Here is a 20202-nt window from a genome sequence, read left to right as displayed (position 1 = left end):
CCGTCGCGGCCCTCACAAGGAGTGATCAATGAAGAAGCTGCTTGCTGTTGTCGCCGCTGTCGCGGCCTTCTCGGCCAATGCTGCCGAAACCCTGACCGTCGCCGCTACCCCGGTGCCACACGCCGAAATCCTCAACTTCGTCAAACCGGCGCTGGCCAAAGAGGGCGTGGAACTGAAGGTCAAGGAGTTCACCGACTACATTCAGCCGAACGTGCAGGTGGCGGAAAAGCGCCTGGACGCCAACTTCTTCCAGCACCAGCCGTACCTGGATGAATTCAACAAGGCCAAGGGCACCGACCTGGTAAGCGTGGTAGGCGTGCACATCGAGCCGCTGGGCGTGTACTCGACCAAGATCAAGAAACTGGACGAACTGCCTTCCGGGGCTACCGTGGTCATCCCGAATGATGCCACCAACGGCGGCCGCGCCCTGTTGCTGCTGGACAAGGCCGGCGTGATCAAGCTCAAGGACAACAAGAACATCCTGTCGACGGTGAAGGACGTTGCCGAGAACCCGAAGAACATCAAGTTCCGTGAACTGGAAGCCGCCACCATCCCGCGCGTGCTGACCCAGGTGGACGCGGCCCTGATCAACACCAACTACGCGCTGGAAGCCAAGCTGAACCCCGAGAAAGATGCCCTGGCCATCGAAGGCAGCGATTCGCCCTATGTGAACATCCTGGTTGCCCGCCCGGACAACAAGGACTCGGACGCGATGAAAAAGCTGGCAACGGCGCTGCACTCGCCTGAGGTGAAGCAGTTCATTACCGAGAAGTACAAAGGCGCTGTGGTTCCGGCGTTTTAAGCCTCGCAATCGCGCTGGCTTCTTCGCGGGCACGCCCGCTCCCACAGGGACATCGCTAGCCTCAGGCCTTGTGATATCCCTGTGGGAGCGGGCGTGCCCGCGAAGCTTTCAATACCCCATCAATCCCTTTTGACCAACCCAGGCAACTGCGCCACCAGCTTCTGGTTGTTGAACGGCGCCCGAATGAACCCGCGCTGACGCCCGTCCGGCCCGACGACCGCCAGGTTGCCGCTGTGGTCCACGGTGTAGCCCGGCTTGCTGGTATCTGCCGGAATGAATGGAATGCTCAGGGCATTGGCCAGCTTCTGGGTATCTTCGATCGACCCCGCCACCCCAATGAAGTCCTTGTCGAAATAAGCCAGGTACTGCTTCAGCTGGTTCGGCGTGTCGCGGTTCGGGTCGACGCTCACCAACACCACCTGCAACCGGTCGACAGCATCCTTGGGCAGCTCGCTCTTCACCTGGCGCAATTGGGCCAGGGTAGTCGGGCAGATGTCCGGGCAGTAGGTGTAGCCAAAGAACAGCAGCGACCACTTGCCTTTCAGTTCATCCAACTGCACCGGCTGGCCATCCTGGTTGGTCATGGTTACATCTGCCACGGCGCGGCTTTGCGGCAACAGGATGATACCGGCATCGATCAGCTCGGCAGGGTTGGGCTGGTCGCGACCCTTGAGCACTTTGTTGACGGTAAGGCCCATGATCAGCGCGACCAGGGCAACGAGGACAAAGACGGTTTTCTGGGTTCGGGTCATAGGTTCAGCAACAGGTAGTGGTCGAGAAGCAACGCGATGAACAGCGCGAACAGGTACACGATAGAGTACTTGAAGGTGCCGATCGCTGCGTGCGGCCGGCTGCCACGGTACAACACCCAGGCCCATCGCAGGAAGCGCAGGCCCAGAGCCAGGGCACAGGCCAGGTACAGCGGGCCGCTCATGTGGATGGCGTAGGGCAACAGGCTCACCGCCAGCAATATCAGGGTGTACAGCAGGATGTGCAGCTTGGTGTAGCGCTCACCGTGGGTCACCGGCAGCATCGGAATGTCGGCCTTGGCGTATTCCTCCTTGCGGTGGATGGCCAGGGCCCAGAAGTGCGGTGGGGTCCAGGCGAAGATGATCAGCACCAGCAGCAACGGCTCGGCACTGACCTGGCCGCTGACCGCGACCCAGCCCAGAAGGGGCGGGGCAGCGCCGGCCAGGCCGCCAATCACGATATTCTGCGGCGTGGCACGCTTTAAAAAACCGGTGTAGAGCACCGCATAGCCAAGCAGCGAGGCCAGGGTCAGCCAGGCAGTGAGGGCATTGGTGAAAATCAGCAACAGGGCCATGCCCAGCAGCGCCAGCGCCAGGGCAAACAGCAACGCCGGCAAGGGCTCGACACGGCCTTGGGCCAGCGGCCGCTTGCGGGTACGCGCCATCAGCGCATCGATGCGCCGGTCGACCACATGGTTGACCACTGCCGCGCCACCCGCGCACAGGCCGATACCCAGGTTGCCGAACACCAACACACTCCAGCCCACCCCCGCACGGGTGGCAAGGAACATGCCCGCCAACGAGGTGATCAACATCAGCACGACCACCTTGGGCTTGGTCAACTCCAGGTAATCGCGCCAACTGGCCCGCTGGGTGCTCAGAAGCGTCGCCACGACTCGTTCCTCATATGATGGGAAATGCCAACGCCGTTCACTGGCCGCAGGCGCCAGCCTTGGCCGACACCCACGCGTACCTTGTCGACCACCCGAATGCGGTAGTTCACCAGCACCATGCACAGCAACAGCAAAGCCCCACCGGCGTTGTGCGCCACCGCTATGGCCAGCGGCAGGTGCAGCAGCACATTGCCGATGCCCAGGCCCACCTGCACGGCCAACGCCAACAACACCAGCCGGGCCAGGCCGCCCAAACCACAGCGCTGCAGTTTCCAGCTGAGCATCAGCAGCACGCAGGTGACCACCAACGCACCCAGCCGGTGGCTGACATGGATGGCCGTGCGCGCATCACTGTCCAGCTGCCCCCCCAGGTAGTTGGGGCCAACGTGCTGGGTCAGGTGGAAACCATTGCTGAAGTCCGCCGCCGGCCACCACTGGCCATGGCAGGTGGGCAGGTCGATACAGGCAACCGCTGCGTAGTTGGCACTGACCCAGCCACCCAAGGCGATCTGCCCGATCACCACCAGCAAGGCCAGCGCAGCGACCCGCCGCAGGCTGAGCGGCAATTTGGGCAACGGCGCAAAGGCCCGGGAAAGCCGCAGGGTTAACAGGAACAGCAGGCTCAGCGTGGTAAAGCCGCCCAGCAAGTGGGCCGTGACGACCTGCGGCCAAAGCTTCAGGGTGACCGTCCACATGCCGAACGCCGCCTGGGCCAGCACCACACCCAGCAACAGCACAGGCAGGCGATAGGGTTGCCCGTCGCTGTGGTGCCGGCGCACTGCCTGCAAGGCGAGCAAGGCGATGACCACGGCAAGGCTGCCCGCGAAGTAACGATGAACCATTTCGGCCCAACCCTTGGCCGCCTCTACCGGGTGTTCGGGAAAGTGCAGTTCGGCATGGGCCAGCTGCGCTTCGCTTTTGGGCACGCTGATGAAACCGTAGCAACCGGGCCAGTCGGGGCAACCGAGGCCGGCGTGGGTCAGGCGGGTATAGGCACCGAGCAGCACGACCAGCAGTGCCAGCAGGGTGGCGCACACAGCAAGGCGGAATCCGGGTCTGGCCATGGCAGGCTCCTAGCCGATATTGGACAGCTTGAGCAGATGGCGCAGGTCATCCAGCACATGCTTGCCGTTGACCTTGGCGCCGTAGCGCAGCACCAGGTTGCCGTGCGGATCGACGATCCACAGCTGCGGGGCAACCTCGCCGACCTGCTTGAGGTAGCGCGGCGCATCCAGCGGGTAGCGTTGCAATTGCGGGTATTCGCGCCCGAGCAGGGCCTGGTAGTCGGCGCTCAGCGGCTGGGCGGCGGCCAGCGCATGGCTGGCCCGCCTGGCATCACGGCCCAGGCCGACCTGGATCTGCCGGGCCAGGTACACCAGCCGCTGGCATTCCTCGGCACAGGCCTGCGGCGCGCTGACCAGCAACTGCCAGCGCCCGTCTTCGCCGGCCACGCCCAGGTCGGCACGGCTCTCACCGTTGCCGATCATGGCGCCGTGGTAACTGCGGCCCTCCGGCACCCAGAAGTTGAGTTTGTACATGCTGGTGGCCAGGACCATCGGGCCAAGCACCACCAGAAGAATCAGCAACAGCTGCAAACGCCCGCGGGCTTTGGGTTTGCTACGTTCAGGCACGTCCAGTGGAGTGGCGGTGGCCATGGCTTTTCTCCTTGTTTTGGCGCCAGCCGAAATAGAGGTAGAGCAGCACCAGGGCGATCGCCAGGGCAAACCACTGCACGGCGTAACCCATGTGTTTTTCCGGGCCCATGGCCACGATGGGCCAGCCCAGGCGGTAGCTTGCCGGGCCAGGTTCCAGGCGCAGTTCGTGGGCGAACCCCTCACGCCCGAGCTGCGCCCACAGTTGTGCCGCGTCGATGGCGGTCAACAGGTGCGGCCACTGGCCGCCGACGGGGTCCGGGTGCAGCTGGAATGTGTTGCCGGGTACCACATACACCGAGGCGTCGAGGGCCAAGGCCTGGGCGGGGGTATCGAAGTGCACCGGTACGCGGCGGTCCGGCCAGGGAAGCCAGCCGCGATTGACCAGCAGCCACAGGCCGCTGGCCTGGTCGTGGAAGGGTTGCAGCAATTCGACACCGGCCTGACCGTCGCGCATGCGGTTGTCCAGCAGCACACTGTGCTCGGCGTCGAAGCGGCCATAAAGGTGCACGCGGCGCAAGGCGTTGTCTTCGTTGCCATTCAGCTGGCTGGTCGCCAGCGGCGTTTCGATACGTCGCTCGGCGTAGCTGGCCAGCAATGCGCGCTTTTCCTCGGCCCGGCCGAGTTGCCAGCAGCCAAGCGCGATCAGCCCCGGTAGCAGTGCAAGTACCACCAAGGTGGGTACCCAGCCTGGGCGAAACGGCCTCACGGGCGCCTCGCTATACTTATCCACATCACCGCATCTCCCGGGAGTAGCGCCATGCTCAAGGCCGCGATTGTCCTGATGCTGTTGGCCACGATCGCCAGTCTGTTCAGTGGCCTGGTGTTTCTGGTCAAAGATGATGAAAACTCGACCCGCCTGCTGAAAGCGCTGACGGTGCGGGTGACCCTGGCGGCGCTGACCATAGGGCTGGTCGCCTGGGGCTTCATCAGTGGTCAGCTCGTATCTCACGCCCCTTTCTGAGGTTTTCACCTCGCCCTGGGGGAGCGGGCATGCCCGCGAATGCGATGTTGAATGCACCGGCGCATTCGCGGGCGCGCCCGCTCCCACAGGGTTCGCTAGTCACAGCACATACACAAAGATGAAGAGCCCCACCCACACCACATCCACGAAGTGCCAGTACCAGCTGGCCGCTTCGAAGCCGAAGTGTTTCTGCGGGTTGAAGTGGCCACGCAGAATACGCACGAACATCACAATGAGGATGATCGTGCCCAAGGTCACGTGCGCGCCGTGGAAACCCGTAAGCATGAAGAACGTAGCGCCATAGATGCCCGAGCCCAGCGTCAGCCCCAGCTTGGTATAGGCCTCGTGGTACTCGAAGGCCTGCAGCGCGATGAAGCTGATGCCCAACACGATGGTCAGCGCCATCCAGCCTTTCAGCGCCCCGCGGTGGTCGCGGCGCAACGCATGGTGGGCCAGGGTGATGGTCACGCTGGAGCTGACCAGCAACAGGGTATTGATCAGCGGCAGGTGCCACGGGTCGATCACTTCCTTGGGCGGCGGGAACAGCTTCGGGTCCGGCGTGTGCAACAGCGGCCAGGTGAACTCGAAGCCGGGCCAGAGCATATGGGCAACACCCTTGGCCCCTTCGCCACCCAGCCACGGCCCCGCCAGCACGCGCACGTAGAACAGCGCGCCGAAGAAGGCCAGGAAAAACATCACTTCCGAGAAGATGAACCAGCTCATGCCCCAGCGGAAAGAGCGGTCCAGCTGCGCGCTGTATAGCCCTGCACGGCTTTCCTTGACCACCGCCCCGAACCAGCCGAACAACATGTAGGCCAGAAACAGAGCACCCACGAAGAAAATCAACGGCCCGTGCGACTCCGGGTGCCCGGCCTTCATGTCGTTGAACCAGGTACCCAGGCCGAACACGCTGATGAACATGCCGAGGGTAGCGATGATCGGCCACTTGCTCTGCGCCGGAACATAGTAATGCTCATGACTTGCCATTGCTGTTCTCCTTCCCTTAACGGGCGCCCTGGACGGCCTGGGCCGCAACTTGAGCGACCGGCGGGTGGCGAGCGGTGATGTCGAACAAGGTGTAGGCCAGCGTCAGGTGCTTCACGCTGGCCGGCAGGTCGCGGTCGACGATGAAGCGCACCGGCATTTCGATGCGTTGGCCGGGTTGCAGCACCTGCTGCGTAAAGCAGAAGCACTCGGTCTTGTGGAAGTACGCCGCGGCTTCGGCGGGGGTGATGCTGGGTATCGCCTGGGCACTCATCGGCCGGTCGGTCGGGTTATGGGCAATGAAGATCATCTGGTTGACCGCACCGGGGTGGACCTCCAGCTGATCGGCGCTGGAGTAGAAGTCCCAGACCATGTCGCTGGCGTTGGTCGACATGAACTGCACCCGGACCGACCGCGAGGGGTCACTGACCTGGCTGCCCTCGTACTGCCCGCCGGTCTTGCCATTGATGCCGAAGGCCTTGCACATCACGTCGTAGATCGGCACCAGGGCAAAGCCGAAGGCGAACATCACCACCGTCAGCATCAGCAGGCGCGTTACCAGGCGCTTCAGCGAAAGGCCTGTCATGGCGGCGCTCCTACTTCACTTCCGGCGGTGTCTGGAAGGTGTGGTAGGGCGCAGGCGAGGGGATGGACCACTCCAGGCCTTCAGCGCCGTCCCAGGGTTTGGCCGGCGCAGGGGCGCCGCCACGGATGCACTTAATGACGATGAACAGGAAGAAGATCTGCGTGGCACCGAACATGAACGCGCCGATCGAAGACACCATGTTGAAATCGGCGAACTGCAGGTTGTAGTCGGGTATGCGCCGCGGCATACCGGCCAGCCCCACGAAATGCATGGGGAAGAAGGCCAGGTTCATGCCGACGAACGACAGCCAGAAATGCAGCCTGCCGAGGGTTTCGTCATACATGTGGCCGGTCCACTTCGGCAGCCAGTAGTAGGCCGAGGCGAAGATGCCAAAGATCGCCCCCGGCACCAGCACATAGTGGAAGTGCGCCACCACGAAGTAGGTGTCGTGGTACTGGAAGTCGGCCGGTGCAATCGCCAGCATCAGCCCACTGAAGCCGCCGATGGTAAACAGGATGACGAAGGCGATGGCGAACAGCATCGGGGTTTCGAAGGTCAACGAGCCTTCCCACATGGTGCTGACCCAGTTGAACACTTTCACGCCGGTGGGCACCGCAATCAGCATGGTGGCGTACATGAAGAACAGCTCGCCGACCACCGGAATACCGACCACGAACATGTGGTGCGCCCACACGATGAACGACAGGAAGGCGATGGCCCCGGTGGCGTACACCATCGAGGTGTAGCCAAACAGGGGCTTGCGCGAGAATGCCGGGATGATCGAGCTGACCGCGCCAAAGGCGGGCAGGATCATGATGTACACCTCGGGGTGGCCGAAGAACCAGAACACATGCTGGAACAGCACCGGGTCACCACCGCCAGCCGCACTGAAGAAACTGGTGCCGAAGTGGATGTCCATCAACATCATGGTCACCACCCCTGCCAGCACCGGCATCACTGCAATCAGCAGGAACGCAGTGATCAACCAGGTCCAGACGAACAGTGGCATTTTCATCAAGGTCATGCCGGGGGCACGCAGGTTCAGGATGGTCGCGATCACGTTGATCGCCCCCATGATCGAGCTGACACCCATCAGGTGGATGGCGAAGATGAAGAAGGTGACGCTGGCCGGGGCATAGGTCGTCGACAGCGGGGCGTAGAAGGTCCAGCCGAAATTCGGCCCGCCACCGGGGCTGAACAAGGTTGAAACCAGCAGCAGGAACGCCGCCGGCAACAACCAGAAGCTGAAGTTGTTCATGCGCGGCAGGGCCATGTCCGGCGCGCCGATCATCAGCGGGATCATCCAGTTGGCCAAGCCGACGAAGGCCGGCATCACGGCGCCGAAGACCATGATCAACCCGTGCATGGTGGTCATCTGGTTGAAAAACGCCGGTTCGACGATCTGCAGCCCCGGCTGGAACAGCTCGGCGCGGATCACCATGGCGAACGAGCCACCCAACAGGAACATGAGGAAGGCGAACCACAGGTACAGGGTGCCGATATCCTTGTGGTTGGTGGTCAGCACCCAGCGCATCAGGCCCTTGGCCGGGCCGTGCGCATGGTCATGGCCGTGGGCGTGGTCGTCGATCACTGCACTCATGTCCTGTCTCCTGCAATCCACTGATTGCCGCGAGTAACCCGGTTCACTTGGCTTCTGCCTGCTTCAGCGCCAGCACGTCCTTCGGCGTGACCATGTCGCCCTTGTTGTTGCCCCAGGCGTTGCGTTCGTAGGTCACCACGGCAGCGATATCGACCTCCGACAGTTGCTTGCCGAAGGCGGCCATGGCGGTACCGGGTTTGCCGTGGAAAACGATGCTCAAGTGACCTTCCTTCGGCCCGGTAGCGATCTTCGAGCCTTTCAGCGCCGGGAACATCGGCGGCAGGCCCTGGCCTTCGGCCTGGTGACAGGCCACGCAGGTGGTGTGGTAGACCTTGTCGCCGCGCGCCACCAGCTCGTCAAGGGTCCATTCCTTGCTGGTCAGCTCCTTGAGCTTGGCCGCCTCTGCCTTGCGCTCGCCAAGCCAGGTGTCGTAGTCGGCCTGGGACTTGACCTCGACGACCACGGGCATGAAACCGTGGTCCTTGCCGCACAACTCGGTACACTGGCCGCGGTAGATGCCTGGCTTCTCGATGCGCGTCCAGGCTTCGTTGACGAAGCCGGGAATGGCGTCGCGCTTGACCGCGAAGGCGGGCACCCACCACGAGTGAATCACATCGGCCGCCGTCACCAGGAAGCGCACCTTGGCACCCACCGGCAACACCAGCGGTTGGTCGACCTCCAGCAGGTAGTGCTCGTCTTTGGGCGCCTGGTTGTGAATCTGCTCGGCGGGGGTGGCCAGGTTGCTGAAGAACTCCACGTCCTGGCCCAGGTATTTGTAATGCCACTTCCACTGGTAGCCGGTGACCTGGATGTCGATATCCGACTCGCTGGCGTCATAGATGTCGATCAGGGTCTTGGTGGCCGGTATGGCCATGGCCACAAGGATCAGGAACGGGACCACGGTCCAGAGGATTTCCACCCAGGTATGCTCGTGGAAATGCGCGGCTTGCTGGCCGGTGGAGCGGCGGTGGATGACCATGGACCAGAACATCGCGCCGAACACCACGATGCCGATGACCACGCAGATCCAGAAGATGGTCATGTGCAGATCGAAGACGGCGTTGGAGACTTCCGTCGCCCCCGGGTGCATGTTCACGGTCCAGGCAGCGTTGGCCTGACCCAGAACCGACCACAACAGCAGGCCCATCCAGACAGGTGGATGTCGCATCATTGCGGGTTCCCCTTCTCGTTCTTGTTTTCCCGGAGGCGTGGCCTGCGGCAAGAGGGAACGGCGGTCAAGACTGCCTGGCTTCAACGACCGAGCCCCTGCTAAAAGCAGTCGGGCCTCATCAACGAATCACGTTCACCGGGAGTATAGACAGCGACCAATACCGCGCAACGAAGGCAATGAAATGAACTTCACGAAACAGCTATACCCCCTGAAAACCGCAGGCTTGAGGGGGTATGGCCAAATAGTGGCCATGCTATATTCCAGGTAACGCAGAAGTTGAACTCATCTATAACAAATTCGTCTTAGGTATGCCGTATACCGAGCTAATTTAGTGTCTTCCGTTTGAAACGTAATGTCCCTGGAGTTGTCATGAACATCGCTGCTGTACGCGAGCAGGTAAGCCAAGCCCATCAACATGAAGGCCAGACTGGCCAATTGAAACAGCGTCTCGAGCTGCAACTGCCCCACCTGCACCCCTCGATCCAACTGCCTGAGCAGGACGCACAGGGTACTTTGGCGCGCTTCGTCAGCGCCTACATCGAACAGGTTCCGGAACTGCTGGAGGCGGCCCATGAAGTCGCCCTCGAGGCCGGCATCGAGTCGCAGATCAAGCCTGTATTGAAAATTGCCGAGGCTTACTTCCTGCAGCCACCCGAGGTCATGAACGGGCATGTGGGGCTGGACTGCCTGCTAGATGAGGCGTACCTGGCGCACCGCCTGGTGGAGGAGGTGAATGACTTGTACATCCGTCACTTCCAGCAGCCGCTGATCCCGGTCGACACCACCGTCGCCAACCTGATTGCCCACCAGTTGATCGGCGAAGAATTTGCCAACCAGCTGGATGAAGTGGTGCACCACTCGGTGGATGAGATGCTCAACGACGCAAGCTTTGCGGCTGAGTCGGTGGAAGCCTACCGCGAGACGCTGACTAGCCCGGCAACCGGTGAAGCGTGGAAGCGCTGGCCGTGCCTGTCGCGTCAGCTGGGTGTCGAGCTGGGTCAGCCGACCTGATAATCCTGTGCCTGCCTCTTCGCGGGTTCACCCGCGAAAAGGCCAGTTCAGGCACTACAGAACTTCAACCTCAGGCCCCCACACCCGCCGTAGTCCGTAACCGCCCCTCGATTCGCCGCTTCAACCGCCGCTGTTCGATCAGCAACCGCGAGCCATTGGCAGCATTGCTGCGCCCCCAGTCCTCCAGCAATTCAAGGCACGAGTGGTCGATATAGCTCAGGTTACCCAGTGGCACATGCAACGTGGTGCCCGCCGGCACGCCATCGAGCACCTGGGTCAATGCCGGTACCTTGAGGAAGGTCGCGGCGCCACTGAGCCGCAATTCCATGTGCCCAGGCTTTGCCAGATCGACCAGGTTGATCTTCAACCGTGCCGCCCTGAATGCCAGCTTCAGCAAGGTCAGGGCAAAGCCGAGCAACACGCCAGTCAGCAGGTCGGTAAAGATGATCGCCAGCGCCGTCGCCGCATAGGTGAACATCGGCATGCGGCCATAACGGCCCAACCCACGGAACGCCTTGAAGTCGACCAGCTTGATCCCCGTGAACACCAGCACACCTGCCAGGCTGGCTACCGGTATCTGCTGCAGCACACTGCTCAACGCCACCACGAAAGCCAGCAGCCACAAGCCATGGAAAATGGCCGATGCGCGTGTTTGCGCACCTGCCTGCACGTTGGCCGAGCTACGTACGATCACCCCGGTCATCGGCAGTGCACCCAGCACCCCGCAGAGCATGTTGCCAATGCCCTGTGCGGACAGCTCACGGTCGAAGTCCGAACGCTGGCCACTGTGCATGCGGTCGACCGCAGCCGCGGACAGCAAGGTTTCGGCACTGGCAATGAATGCCAGGGCAAAGGCGGCGGCGAGCAGGGCAGGGTCGGCCAATTGCATCAAGTCACCGGGGCGGAGCCAGTCGATGGCTTCGGACAAGTCAGCCGGTACTTCCACGCGGTTCACGGGCAAGGCCAACCACATGCTGATGATGGTCATGCTCGCCACACCCAGCAGGGCGCCTGGCACAAAGCGCAGGCGCTGCGGCCGCAAACGTTCCCAGCCCCACATGATGGCGATGGTGCCCAGGCCCAGCGCACCGGCTATCCAGCCAGCGCCGGCGCTTTCGTGCGGCATGGCCGCAGCGAGGGTCGCCGGAAACTGCACAAGGTTCTGCATACCCGATGGCTGCGGTGCGGTGTCGAACATCACATGCACCTGCGACAGCACGATCAACACGCCAATGCCTGCCAGCATGCCGTAGACCACCGCCGGCGCGGTGACGCGGAACCAGCAGCCAAGGCGCAGGCGCCCGGCCAGCAATTGCAGCAAACCGGCCAATAGCAGGATCGGCCCGAGCATGGCCATGCCGTGCTGGCGTACCAGCTCGAAGACCAGCACCGCAAGGCCCGCCGCCGGACCACTGACTTGCAACGGCGAACCGGCGAGGAAGCCGACCACGACCCCGCCGATAATGCCGGTAATCAGGCCCTTGGCCGGCGGCATGCCCGAGGCGATGGCAATGCCCATGCACAAGGGCAGGGCCACCAGAAAGACCACCACCGAAGCCAGCAACTCACGCGGCAGGGCCGCTTTCAGCTGTGTAATGTTCACCATGTTTCTCCTTTCTCTAGTCGCACGGCCATTCCCCTGGCCATGGGCACGTTGGGTCCCCGACAAGCGCGCAGGCGCGGGCCGCCAGCGGGCTCGCCGGCAGGGCAGTCAGGGTATTCAGGGCAGCCGAAGGCCGCGCCACACCCTTACAGGGTGCAGCCGGCTATCAAGGTTCTAACGGCGGACGGGTCGCTTAGTAGCGGCCTCTCGGAGTGGCGCATGGCACCGGTTGGCCTGCGGCCAGGGGCATGAAGCTGTCGCTGGCAGCGTCGTAGGCTTCGATCCTGCTGGTCTCGATGTCGTAGATCCAGCCATGGATGTACAGCTGACCCGCTGCAAGCCCCGAAGCCACCGAAGGGTGGGTGCGCAAGTGGTGCAGCTGGGCAATGACGTTCTCTTTGGTCAGCACTTGCATGCTTTCATGTTCGCTGCCGCACGAGCAGTTGTTCTCGACCACGGTGCGGGCCACTTCGGCGTGGCGCAGCCAGGCGCCAACGGTTGGCATCTTGGTCAGCGATTGCGGGTTGAGTACCGCACGCATCGCGCCACAGTCGGAGTGGCCGCAGATGATGATGTGGTGCACTTTAAGTGCCATCACCGCGTACTCGATAGCGCTGGAAACGCCACCGTTCATCTGGCCATAAGGCGGTACTACGTTACCTACGTTACGGGTCACGAACAGGTCGCCTGGCGAACTTTGCGTGATCAGTTCGGGCACGATGCGAGAGTCGGCGCAGGTAATGAACATGGCGCGCGGTGTTTGCGCAGTGGCGAGCTTCTTGAACAGCTCTTGCTGTTCTGGGAAGACGTCATGGTGAAAGCGCAGGAAACCGTCGACGATGTGCTTCAGGGCAGCATCGGCGCTTTCAGCGGGGACCTGCGGTACGACCTTGGATGGGTCCTTGACGGGCATGATTCATCCTCTTGACGGTGTGTAGGTAAATCCATTTTACCGGTTAAAGATTCTGGCTATGCAGGGTTTTAGATGACACGCACAGCCCATAGATCACAGTCGGTGTGGATTGGTTGCCTACGCTAACCGGGAAAACTTAACTGAAACTTAATTCGAGGGCTCTAGAACGGGCGTTCCAGATATAAAAGGCGGGATCTGAATAATAGCAAAAAAACATCAACTGCCAATATGTATTAGCGTAATTATTGGCTGCCATTAGTGAGGCTTTCTGTAGGGCGTGTTTACCTTGGCTATCAGAACAGTGCCATCTGCTCGCCCGGCGGGGAAAAGGCCGAGCAATCCAGCACCTGTGACTCGCGCCCTTCGAACGCCAGGCGTTTCATCGCCTTGGCGAAACGCTGCGCCAGCAACTCGGCAAATACCCCCTCACCCCGCATGCGTGTGCCAAAGCGGCTGTCGTACAGCTCGCCATCGCGGCTCTGGCGGATCAGGCTCAGCACATGCGCAGCGCGCTGTGGGTAATGGTCGTGCAGCCACTGCTCGAACAGCGGCGCCACCTCCAGCGGCAAGCGCAGCAGCATGTACGCCGCGCTCTGCGCCCCGGCCGCCTTGGCCGCTTCCAACAGGCGCTCCAGTTCGCTGTCGTTGATCATCGGTATCATCGGCGAGCACAACACGCCCACCGGCACGCCTGCTTCGCGCAGCACACGAATGGCCCGCAACCTCGCCCCTGGTGCTGCCGCCCGGGGCTCGAGTACCCGCTTGAGGTCATCGTCCAGCGTAGTCAGGCTGATCATCACCCGCACCAGGCGCTGGCGGGCCATGTCGGCGAGCAGGTCGAGGTCGCGCAGCACCAGGGCCCCTTTGGTGACGATGGTCACCGGGTGGCGAAAACGCAGCAGTACCTCAAGCAGGCGCCGAGTCAGCAGTTGCTCGCGCTCGATGGGCTGGTACGGGTCAGTGTTGGAGCCCAGGTTGATCGGTGCACACTTATACCCAGGTTTGCTCAACTGCTGCACCAGTACCTCGGCGGCGTTGGTCTTGGCGATCAGCTTGGTTTCGAAGTCCAGGCCTGGGGACAGATCCCAGTAGGCATGGGACGGGCGGGCATAGCAGTAGATACAGCCGTGCTCGCAACCGCGGTAGGGGTTGATCGAGCGGTCGAAGGGCAGGTCAGGGGAAGTATTGCGCGCGATGATGGTCTTGGCGGTTTCAGCCCTGACCTCGGTGCCTTGGGTGACGGGCACCTCCTGATACCAGCCATCGTCTTCGAGCACCGACTGGCGTGGTGCAAAACGATTGTGTGGGTTGTGGCGGGTACCACGACCGCGAACAGGATCCATGCTGTTAGCCCCTAACTGGTTATGCATACAGTATATTACCAGCAGCGCCTTCACCCTTGTTGTCAGGGAGACAAGTGGCGCCTTGCATACGGCTCCAGCGACATGGGCCTGCCGGCGAATGCGTTGAAAGACGCCGTCATCCGGCGCATCCCGCCCTTGGCCAGGATTTCGTCGCGCAGGCGGCGGCCCAGCGCCCGATGATCGGCGTCGGCCGCCTCGAATGCGCTGAACGCGTCAATGGCATGGACCTGCGCCCACTTGTAGCAGTAATAACCCGCTTCATAACCCGTGACCATGTAATCGAACCCTTCGGCAAACCTGTCCTGGGCGAAGGCTTGCGGCAAGCCGACCTGCTGGGTTGCGGCAACCGCCAGTTGGCGAAGGTCGTGGCGGGCGCGATCGTCGCAATGCGCGACGAGATCGAACCAGCACAGCCGCAGTTGCTCGGCTTCCGCCACCGCCTGGAAACGACGTTTGCCAGCGAGCCACTGCTGCATCTGTGGCAATGACACTGGCGGCGCACCCGTTTCCGGCTGCGGCAAGGCCAACAGTGCCGGGGCAGACCAGCACCACTGTTCGAGCAAGGTGCCGACGAATTCGCAGGCATCGGCGCCCAGCGCGGAAGTGGCGGTGCGATTGAGGCGCCGGTGCTGGTTGGTGACCAGCAACTGATGCAGGGCATGGCCCGCCTCGTGGAACAGCTTGCAAAGGTCTGCGTGGTCCAAGTTGGGCGTGACTTGCCCAGGCTGCAGCTCGAAACAGCAGGAAAGCAGAACGGCGGGCAACGTCACCACACCGTCGGCCTCCACATGGCGCTGGCGCATGGGATAACTGTACGGCCAGGGCAGCTTGCCTGGGCGTTGGTAGGCATCCAGGTAGATATGCCCCAGGCGGGCATGCCCGTCCATTACCTCCAGTACCTGCACATCGGGGTGCCAACCTGCCACATCGCACGCCACGATACGCACGCCAAGCACCTGTTCATGCAGTTGCCACAGCCCCTGCAGGACGCTGCTCAGGGGGAAACGCTCGCGCAGGCTGGCGTCGATCGCCTCGTTGCCTTGCAGCCGCAGCTTTCGGCCAAGGTATGCCACGTCCCACGGGGCAAGCGCCTCGATACCCAATTCGCTACCCAGCACCTGCATCGCCTTCAGCTCCTCCTGCAGGCGCGCGCTGTTCTGCTGGATCAAGGCGTTGATGAAGGCCTCGACCTGCGAGGTGTCACGCGAGTCCTTGGCTTCAAGGCTCAACTGCGCCGCGTTGGCCAGGCCCAACAGCCGCGCACGCTCATGACGCAGCCGCAACAGCGCCTGCAGCACCGGGCCATTGTCCAGGGCGTAGTTGCCACCCAGGTCGCAAGCCAGCTGCCGTGAGGCCTGATAAACCTCTTTACGCAAATCACGCGCGTCGGCCCACTCAAGGACCACTTGCACCGTGCGCTCGTCAAGGTCGAGCAGCCAACCCGCCTGGCCCTGCGCCGCAGCCTTGACTGCCAGCCGATCACGCTCAACGCCTGGCAGGCCGGCCAGGCGCGCCTCGTGCGGCACCAGGCAAGTCCAGGCCTCACGTGCCTGGATCAGGTTACTCATGAATTGCTGCTCAAGCCCGACGATCGCCTGCTCGGTGGTGTGCAGTTGCTTGCGCGCGCTAGCGCCCAAACCATGGCCGGCGTGGCGGAACGCCCTGAGGATCAGTTTGAGCACAGTCTGGCGCTCGTCATCCAGCTGCGCGGGATCGAGGCGCTGGTAGGCTTCATACAACCTTGAGTGCTCGTGCTTGTATCGCGCCCAGTCGAGCAGCAACTGATTACAAGCATCGACTTCCACAGCCCATGCCTGGCTTTCGTACACCAACGGCACGAGCATGTGCAGCAGGTCTTCCAGCCGCTGGTCAAGCTGCTCGACGGCCAGCACCAAGCTATCCCAACCTGGCGCCGGGCCGCTGTGTTCGATGATCTGTTCGAGCGCCGCGACATTGGCGTCGCGAATGGACAAGAAGGCGGGTTGGAGCTGTTCGGGCCGTAGCGACGGGTAGTCGAGCAAGCCATGGGCAATTCGAGCAAGGCCGTGATTCACGAAGCACCTCAGGGGCAAGTCAGGGGCCGACACTGTAGCCAGCCCCCTGTTACCCCGCAGAAGCTCTATGTAACGCCCTGTACCCTTACTCTGTGGGTTTCTTCAACTTCGGATTAGGGAAGAACTGCACCGTCTGTACCTTGGCCGCAGGGGTTTTCGGTTCGAGGTGGTTGACCCGTGTCCCCAGCTCCTTGGGCACCGACAAGCCCTGTTCGTTGAGCGTATCGGTAAAGCCGCAGGCCACGCACTCACGGTGCGGTACGTCGTCTTCGCTCCACATCATCAGTTTGTCGGGCTGGCTGCATGCCGGGCATACAGCCCCGGCAATAAAGCGCTTCTTGGTCTTGTTCACGGCTACCTCACTCATGCCGCAGCGGCCTCGGCCAAGCCACTGTGGCGCAGCAATGCATCAATGGAAGGCTCACGGCCACGGAAGTCGACGAACAGTTCCATGGGCTCGCGCGAACCGCCACGGGCCAGGATCGCTTCGCGGAAGGCGCGGCCGGTTTCGGCATTCAGCACGCCTTCTTCCTCGAAGCGCGAGAAAGCGTCGGCCGACAGCACTTCAGCCCACTTGTAGCTGTAGTAACCCGCTGCGTAACCGCCAGCAAAGATGTGCGCAAAGCTGTTGGGGAAACGGTTGTACGCCGGCGGGCGCATGACCGAGACCTCATCGCGTACGCCTTCGAGCACCTGCAGCACGTTGCGGCCGTCGCCATGGCTGGCATGCAGTTCGAAGTCGAACAGCGAGAACTCCAGTTGGCGCACCATCATCATGCCCGACTGGAAGTTCTTCGCCGCCAGCATCTTGTCCAGCAGGTCCTGTGGCAGGGCCGCACCGGTTTCATAATGCCCCGAAATAAGCGCCAGGCCTTCCGGCTCCCAGCACCAGTTTTCCATGAACTGGCTAGGCAGCTCGACCGCATCCCAGGCCACGCCATTGATGCCGGAAACCCCGGCATGCTCGATGCGCGTCAGCATGTGGTGCAGGCCGTGGCCAAATTCGTGGAACAGCGTGGTGACCTCATCATGGGTCAGCAGCGCCGGCTTGCCAGGCGTAGCCGGGGTGAAGTTGCACACCAGGTTGGCCACCGGGCTTTGCAACTGGCCGCTGGCAGTGCGGCGCCGGTCACGGGCGCCGTCCATCCAAGCACCCCCGCGCTTGTTGGCGCGGGCATACAGGTCGAAGAAGAAGCGCCCGACATGCTGGCCGTTTTCCTTGATTTCGAACAGGCGGACATCCGGGTGCCAGCTGTCGAAGCCCTTCAACTCGGCGATTTCGATGCCATACAGGCGCTGCACGATGCTGAACAGGCCGCTAAGTACCTTGTCGATCGGGAAGTAGGCGCGCAGGGCCTCCTGCGACACGCTGTAGCGCTGTTCGCGCAGCTTTTCGCCATAGTACCCGGCGTCCCAACTGGCCAGCTCTGGGCAGCCTTGCTCGGCGGCATAGGCCTTGAGCTGCTGCAGGTCCTGCGCGGCGAACGGCTTGGAGCGTTGAGCCAGATCGCGCAGGAAGCTCAGTACCTGGTCGCTGGACTCGGCCATCTTGGTCGCCAGGCTCAGCTCGGCGTAGTTCTTGTAGCCCAGCAGCTCGGCCAGTTCCTGACGCAGGTCGAGGATTTGCTCCATCACCGGCCCGTTGTCGTGCTGGCCAGCGTTCGGGCCCTGGTCCGAAGCGCGGGTGCAGTAGGCCGCGTACACCTCTTCGCGCAGGGCGCGGTCGCTGGCGTAGGTCATCACGGCGTAGTAGCTGGGGAATTCCAGGGTGATCAGCCAGCCGTCGAGGCCCTTGGCCTGCGCTGCAGCGGCCATTTGCGCCTTGGCCGAATCGGTCAGGCCGGCCAGTGCGGCCTCGTCGGTCACATGCTTGGTCCAGGCCTGGGTGGCGTCCAGCAACTGGTTGGAGAAGCGGCTGCCCAGCTCACTGAGCTTGCTTTGCACATCGGCATAGCGCTGCTGCTTGTCCGCTGGCAGGTCGATACCCGACAGACGGAAGTCACGCAGGGCATGTTCGAGTATGGTTTTTTGCGCCACATCGAAACCGGCGGCCTCCGGGCCGCTGATCAGCGCCTGGTAGGCTTCGAACAACGCACGGTTCTGGCCCAGTTCGGTAGAGTAGGCGCTGAGCGCTGGCAGGCACGACTCGTAAGCCTCGCGCAATTCGACGCTGTTGCACACCGCGTTGAGGTGGCTGACCGGGCTCCAGGCCGCACCCAGGCGGTCGTTCAGTTCGTCCATGGCCAGCACCAGGCCGGCCCAGGTGGGATTGCTGCCTTGCTTTTCGAGGATCTCGGCAATGGCTTTACGGTTGTCGGCCAGGATCGCTTCGATCGCCGGCAACACGTGTTCGGCACGGATTTGCGAGAAGGGCGGCAGATCGTAGGACTGCAGAAGCGGGTTGTTCGCACTCACGGTTCGGATACCTTGGCAGAAGAAACACTGCCCCATCTTAATTACAATCGACGCCGACCGCAGCAGGCAGCCTGCCTATCGACACAGATGAGAGACGCTATCATGGCCATTCGCAGCTTCCAGCAACACACTCCGAAAGTGGGGCCCAGGGCATTCGTCGACCGTTCGGCGGTGGTGCTGGGCGACGTTGAAATCGGCGAAGACAGCTCGGTCTGGCCACTGACCGTGGTGCGCGGCGACATGCACCGCATCCGGATTGGTGCGCGCACCAGCGTGCAGGACGGCAGCGTGCTGCATATCACCCACGCCGGCCCGTTCAACCCGGACGGCTTCGCGCTGATCATCGGCGACGAAGTGACCATCGGTCACAAGGTGATGCTGCATGGCTGTACGTTGGGTAACCGCATTCTGGTCGGCATGGGCAGCACGGTCATGGACGGTGCGATCGTGGAGGATGAAGTGATCATTGGCGCCGGCAGCCTGGTGCCGCCAGGCAAACGCCTGGTCAGCGGCTACCTGTACATGGGCAGCCCGGTGAAACAGGCGCGGCTGCTCAATGACCAGGAGCGGGCGTTTTTCGCCTACAGCGCCAGCAACTATGTGAAGCTCAAGGACCAGCACCTGGCCGAAGGCTTCGATCAACCTGAATGAGCGCATTCGCGTGGAACCTTGTACATGCACCAGCAAAACATCCTGTTCGACCTCGACGGCACCCTGACCGACCCACGCCTGGGCATCACCCGCTCTATCCAGTATGCCTTGGCAAAGCTGGGCATCGATGAGCCAGACCTGGCCCGCCTCGAGCACTTCATCGGCCCACCTTTGTTGCAGGCGTTCATGCAGTTCTATGGTTTCGACGAAGCCAAGGCGTGGGAGGCGGTGAACTACTACCGCGAGCGCTTCCGCGTGACCGGGCTGTACGAAAACCTGGTGTTCGCCGGCGTGCCGGAGCTGCTCCAAGCCCTGAACAGCCAGGGCCGCACGCTGTATATCGCCACCTCCAAACCGTGGGAGTTTGCCCGCGAAATTGCCCGGCACTTCGCCTTCGACCACCACTTCAAGGTGATCTACGGCAGCGAACTGGACGGCACGCGCACCAACAAGGTTGAGCTGATTCGCCATTTGCTGGACGAAGAAGGGCTGGACCCGGCGCAGACGCTGATGATCGGTGACCGCAAGCATGACCTGATCGGCGCGCGCAGCAATGGTTTGCAGGCCGTGGCGGTGGGCTATGGGTTTGGTAGCCGGGAGGAGTTGATGGCCGAAGCACCGGCTTTCCACTTCGCCACGCTGGCCGAGATGCATCAGGCATTTACCAAGGCCTGAGGGCCTTCAGGGCTGCTTTGCAGCCCATGCGGTCACTGTGGGAGATTCTATGGTTTCTGGCAAGGGTAGCCGCAGCACCTTCAGCGCCTGTGAGATCGAGCGCCGCCCGCGCGGC

The 20202-nt window shown here is 62.4% G+C and carries 20 protein-coding genes; 5 read left to right on the top strand and 15 right to left on the bottom strand.

All coding sequences use genetic code 11. The features are described 5' to 3' along the window. Positions 1-28 precede the first annotated feature (28 nt). The gene (locus GYA94_RS11535) at positions 29-802 is read left to right on the top strand and encodes a MetQ/NlpA family ABC transporter substrate-binding protein (RefSeq protein WP_009683599.1); all 774 of its coding nucleotides are present in this window, start codon (positions 29-31) and stop codon (positions 800-802) included. A 119-nt stretch (positions 803-921) separates the two neighbouring features. On the opposite strand, the gene GYA94_RS11530 is transcribed toward GYA94_RS11535, so the two are convergent. From GYA94_RS11530 to GYA94_RS11510, 5 genes are read right to left on the bottom strand one after another with little or no spacing between them, the layout of a single operon-like run. Continuing rightward, on the bottom strand, positions 922-1554 hold the full coding sequence (locus GYA94_RS11530; protein ID WP_054904495.1) for an SCO family protein: 633 nt from the start codon (positions 1552-1554) through the stop codon (positions 922-924). After that, entirely contained in the window at positions 1551-2444 is an 894-nt protein-coding gene (gene cyoE, locus GYA94_RS11525; RefSeq protein WP_009683601.1) for a heme o synthase, read from the bottom strand. Before cyoE ends, GYA94_RS11530 begins: the two co-directional genes overlap by 4 nt. After that, a complete protein-coding gene (locus GYA94_RS11520) occupies positions 2429-3508 on the bottom strand; it encodes a COX15/CtaA family protein (protein ID WP_161892351.1) in 1080 nt (359 codons plus the stop codon). The genes cyoE and GYA94_RS11520 overlap by 16 nt, the downstream gene beginning before the upstream one ends. Positions 3509-3517: 9 nt before the next feature. Then, positions 3518-4099 (bottom strand): PA_0111/PP_0108 family redox-active disulfide protein, encoded by a 582-nt coding sequence (locus tag GYA94_RS11515; RefSeq protein ID WP_161892350.1) that lies wholly within the window; start codon positions 4097-4099, stop codon positions 3518-3520. Continuing rightward, positions 4068-4805: an SURF1 family protein gene (locus GYA94_RS11510; RefSeq protein WP_161892361.1), complete on the bottom strand. Its 738-nt coding sequence runs from the start codon at positions 4803-4805 to the stop codon at positions 4068-4070. Before GYA94_RS11510 ends, GYA94_RS11515 begins: the two co-directional genes overlap by 32 nt. A 51-nt stretch (positions 4806-4856) precedes the next feature. Between GYA94_RS11510 and GYA94_RS11505 the strand changes: the two genes are divergently transcribed. Next, positions 4857-5060, top strand: coding sequence for a twin transmembrane helix small protein (locus GYA94_RS11505; RefSeq protein ID WP_003258925.1), 204 nt, complete (start codon positions 4857-4859; stop codon positions 5058-5060). A 99-nt stretch (positions 5061-5159) separates the two neighbouring features. Here GYA94_RS11505 and GYA94_RS11500 read toward each other — a convergent pair whose 3' ends face one another. The 4 genes from GYA94_RS11500 to coxB are packed head-to-tail and all read right to left on the bottom strand — an operon-like array spanning position 5160 to position 9401. Continuing rightward, the gene (locus tag GYA94_RS11500) at positions 5160-6047 is read right to left on the bottom strand and encodes a cytochrome c oxidase subunit 3 (RefSeq protein ID WP_029886292.1); all 888 of its coding nucleotides are present in this window, start codon (positions 6045-6047) and stop codon (positions 5160-5162) included. Positions 6048-6063: 16 nt separating this feature from the next. Continuing rightward, entirely contained in the window at positions 6064-6630 is a 567-nt protein-coding gene (locus tag GYA94_RS11495; protein WP_029886291.1) for a cytochrome c oxidase assembly protein, read from the bottom strand. 10 nt (positions 6631-6640) lie between these two features. Next, positions 6641-8230, bottom strand: coding sequence for a cytochrome c oxidase subunit I (ctaD, locus tag GYA94_RS11490; RefSeq protein WP_054911456.1), 1590 nt, complete (start codon positions 8228-8230; stop codon positions 6641-6643). Positions 8231-8273: 43 nt separating this feature from the next. Beyond that, a complete protein-coding gene (coxB, locus tag GYA94_RS11485; protein ID WP_054911457.1) occupies positions 8274-9401 on the bottom strand; it encodes a cytochrome c oxidase subunit II in 1128 nt (375 codons plus the stop codon). 369 nt (positions 9402-9770) lie between these two features. Here coxB and GYA94_RS11480 point away from each other — a divergent pair, with 369 nt between their 5' ends. After that, positions 9771-10412 (top strand): hypothetical protein, encoded by a 642-nt coding sequence (locus tag GYA94_RS11480; RefSeq protein ID WP_029886289.1) that lies wholly within the window; start codon positions 9771-9773, stop codon positions 10410-10412. A gap of 70 nt (positions 10413-10482) precedes the next feature. Here GYA94_RS11480 and GYA94_RS11475 read toward each other — a convergent pair whose 3' ends face one another. From GYA94_RS11475 to prlC, 6 genes are all read right to left on the bottom strand, one after another. Then, positions 10483-12018, bottom strand: coding sequence for a SulP family inorganic anion transporter (locus tag GYA94_RS11475; RefSeq protein ID WP_438826234.1), 1536 nt, complete (start codon positions 12016-12018; stop codon positions 10483-10485). A gap of 190 nt (positions 12019-12208) precedes the next feature. Further along, a complete protein-coding gene (locus GYA94_RS11470; RefSeq protein WP_009683612.1) occupies positions 12209-12928 on the bottom strand; it encodes a carbonic anhydrase in 720 nt (239 codons plus the stop codon). A gap of 293 nt (positions 12929-13221) precedes the next feature. Continuing rightward, entirely contained in the window at positions 13222-14271 is a 1050-nt protein-coding gene (locus GYA94_RS11465) for a PA0069 family radical SAM protein (protein WP_009683613.1), read from the bottom strand. A gap of 62 nt (positions 14272-14333) precedes the next feature. After that, a complete protein-coding gene (locus GYA94_RS11460; RefSeq protein WP_255326922.1) occupies positions 14334-16346 on the bottom strand; it encodes a M3 family metallopeptidase in 2013 nt (670 codons plus the stop codon). 85 nt (positions 16347-16431) lie between these two features. Continuing rightward, a complete protein-coding gene (locus GYA94_RS11455; RefSeq protein ID WP_161892348.1) occupies positions 16432-16713 on the bottom strand; it encodes a YheV family putative zinc ribbon protein in 282 nt (93 codons plus the stop codon). After that, positions 16710-18797 carry an oligopeptidase A gene (gene prlC / locus GYA94_RS11450; protein ID WP_161892347.1) on the bottom strand — a complete coding sequence of 696 codons (2088 nt, stop codon included), beginning with the start codon at positions 18795-18797 and terminating at the stop codon, positions 16710-16712. The genes GYA94_RS11455 and prlC overlap by 4 nt, the downstream gene beginning before the upstream one ends. Positions 18798-18863: 66 nt before the next feature. Between prlC and GYA94_RS11445 the strand changes: the two genes are divergently transcribed. After that, complete coding sequence (locus tag GYA94_RS11445) at positions 18864-19412, top strand: gamma carbonic anhydrase family protein (RefSeq protein WP_029886284.1); 549 nt, start codon at positions 18864-18866, stop codon at positions 19410-19412. A gap of 24 nt (positions 19413-19436) precedes the next feature. Beyond that, positions 19437-20087, top strand: a complete 651-nt coding sequence (locus GYA94_RS11440) for an HAD family hydrolase (RefSeq protein ID WP_110679182.1) — start codon at positions 19437-19439, stop codon at positions 20085-20087. Positions 20088-20202: the final 115 nt, after the last annotated feature.

It is taken from the genome of Pseudomonas juntendi, assembly GCF_009932375.1.
In the GTDB taxonomy this organism is placed as follows: Bacteria; Pseudomonadota; Gammaproteobacteria; order Pseudomonadales; family Pseudomonadaceae; genus Aquipseudomonas; species Aquipseudomonas juntendi.
Note: the sequence above shows the minus strand (reverse complement) of the source record. Positions and strands in the feature narration are given on the sequence as shown.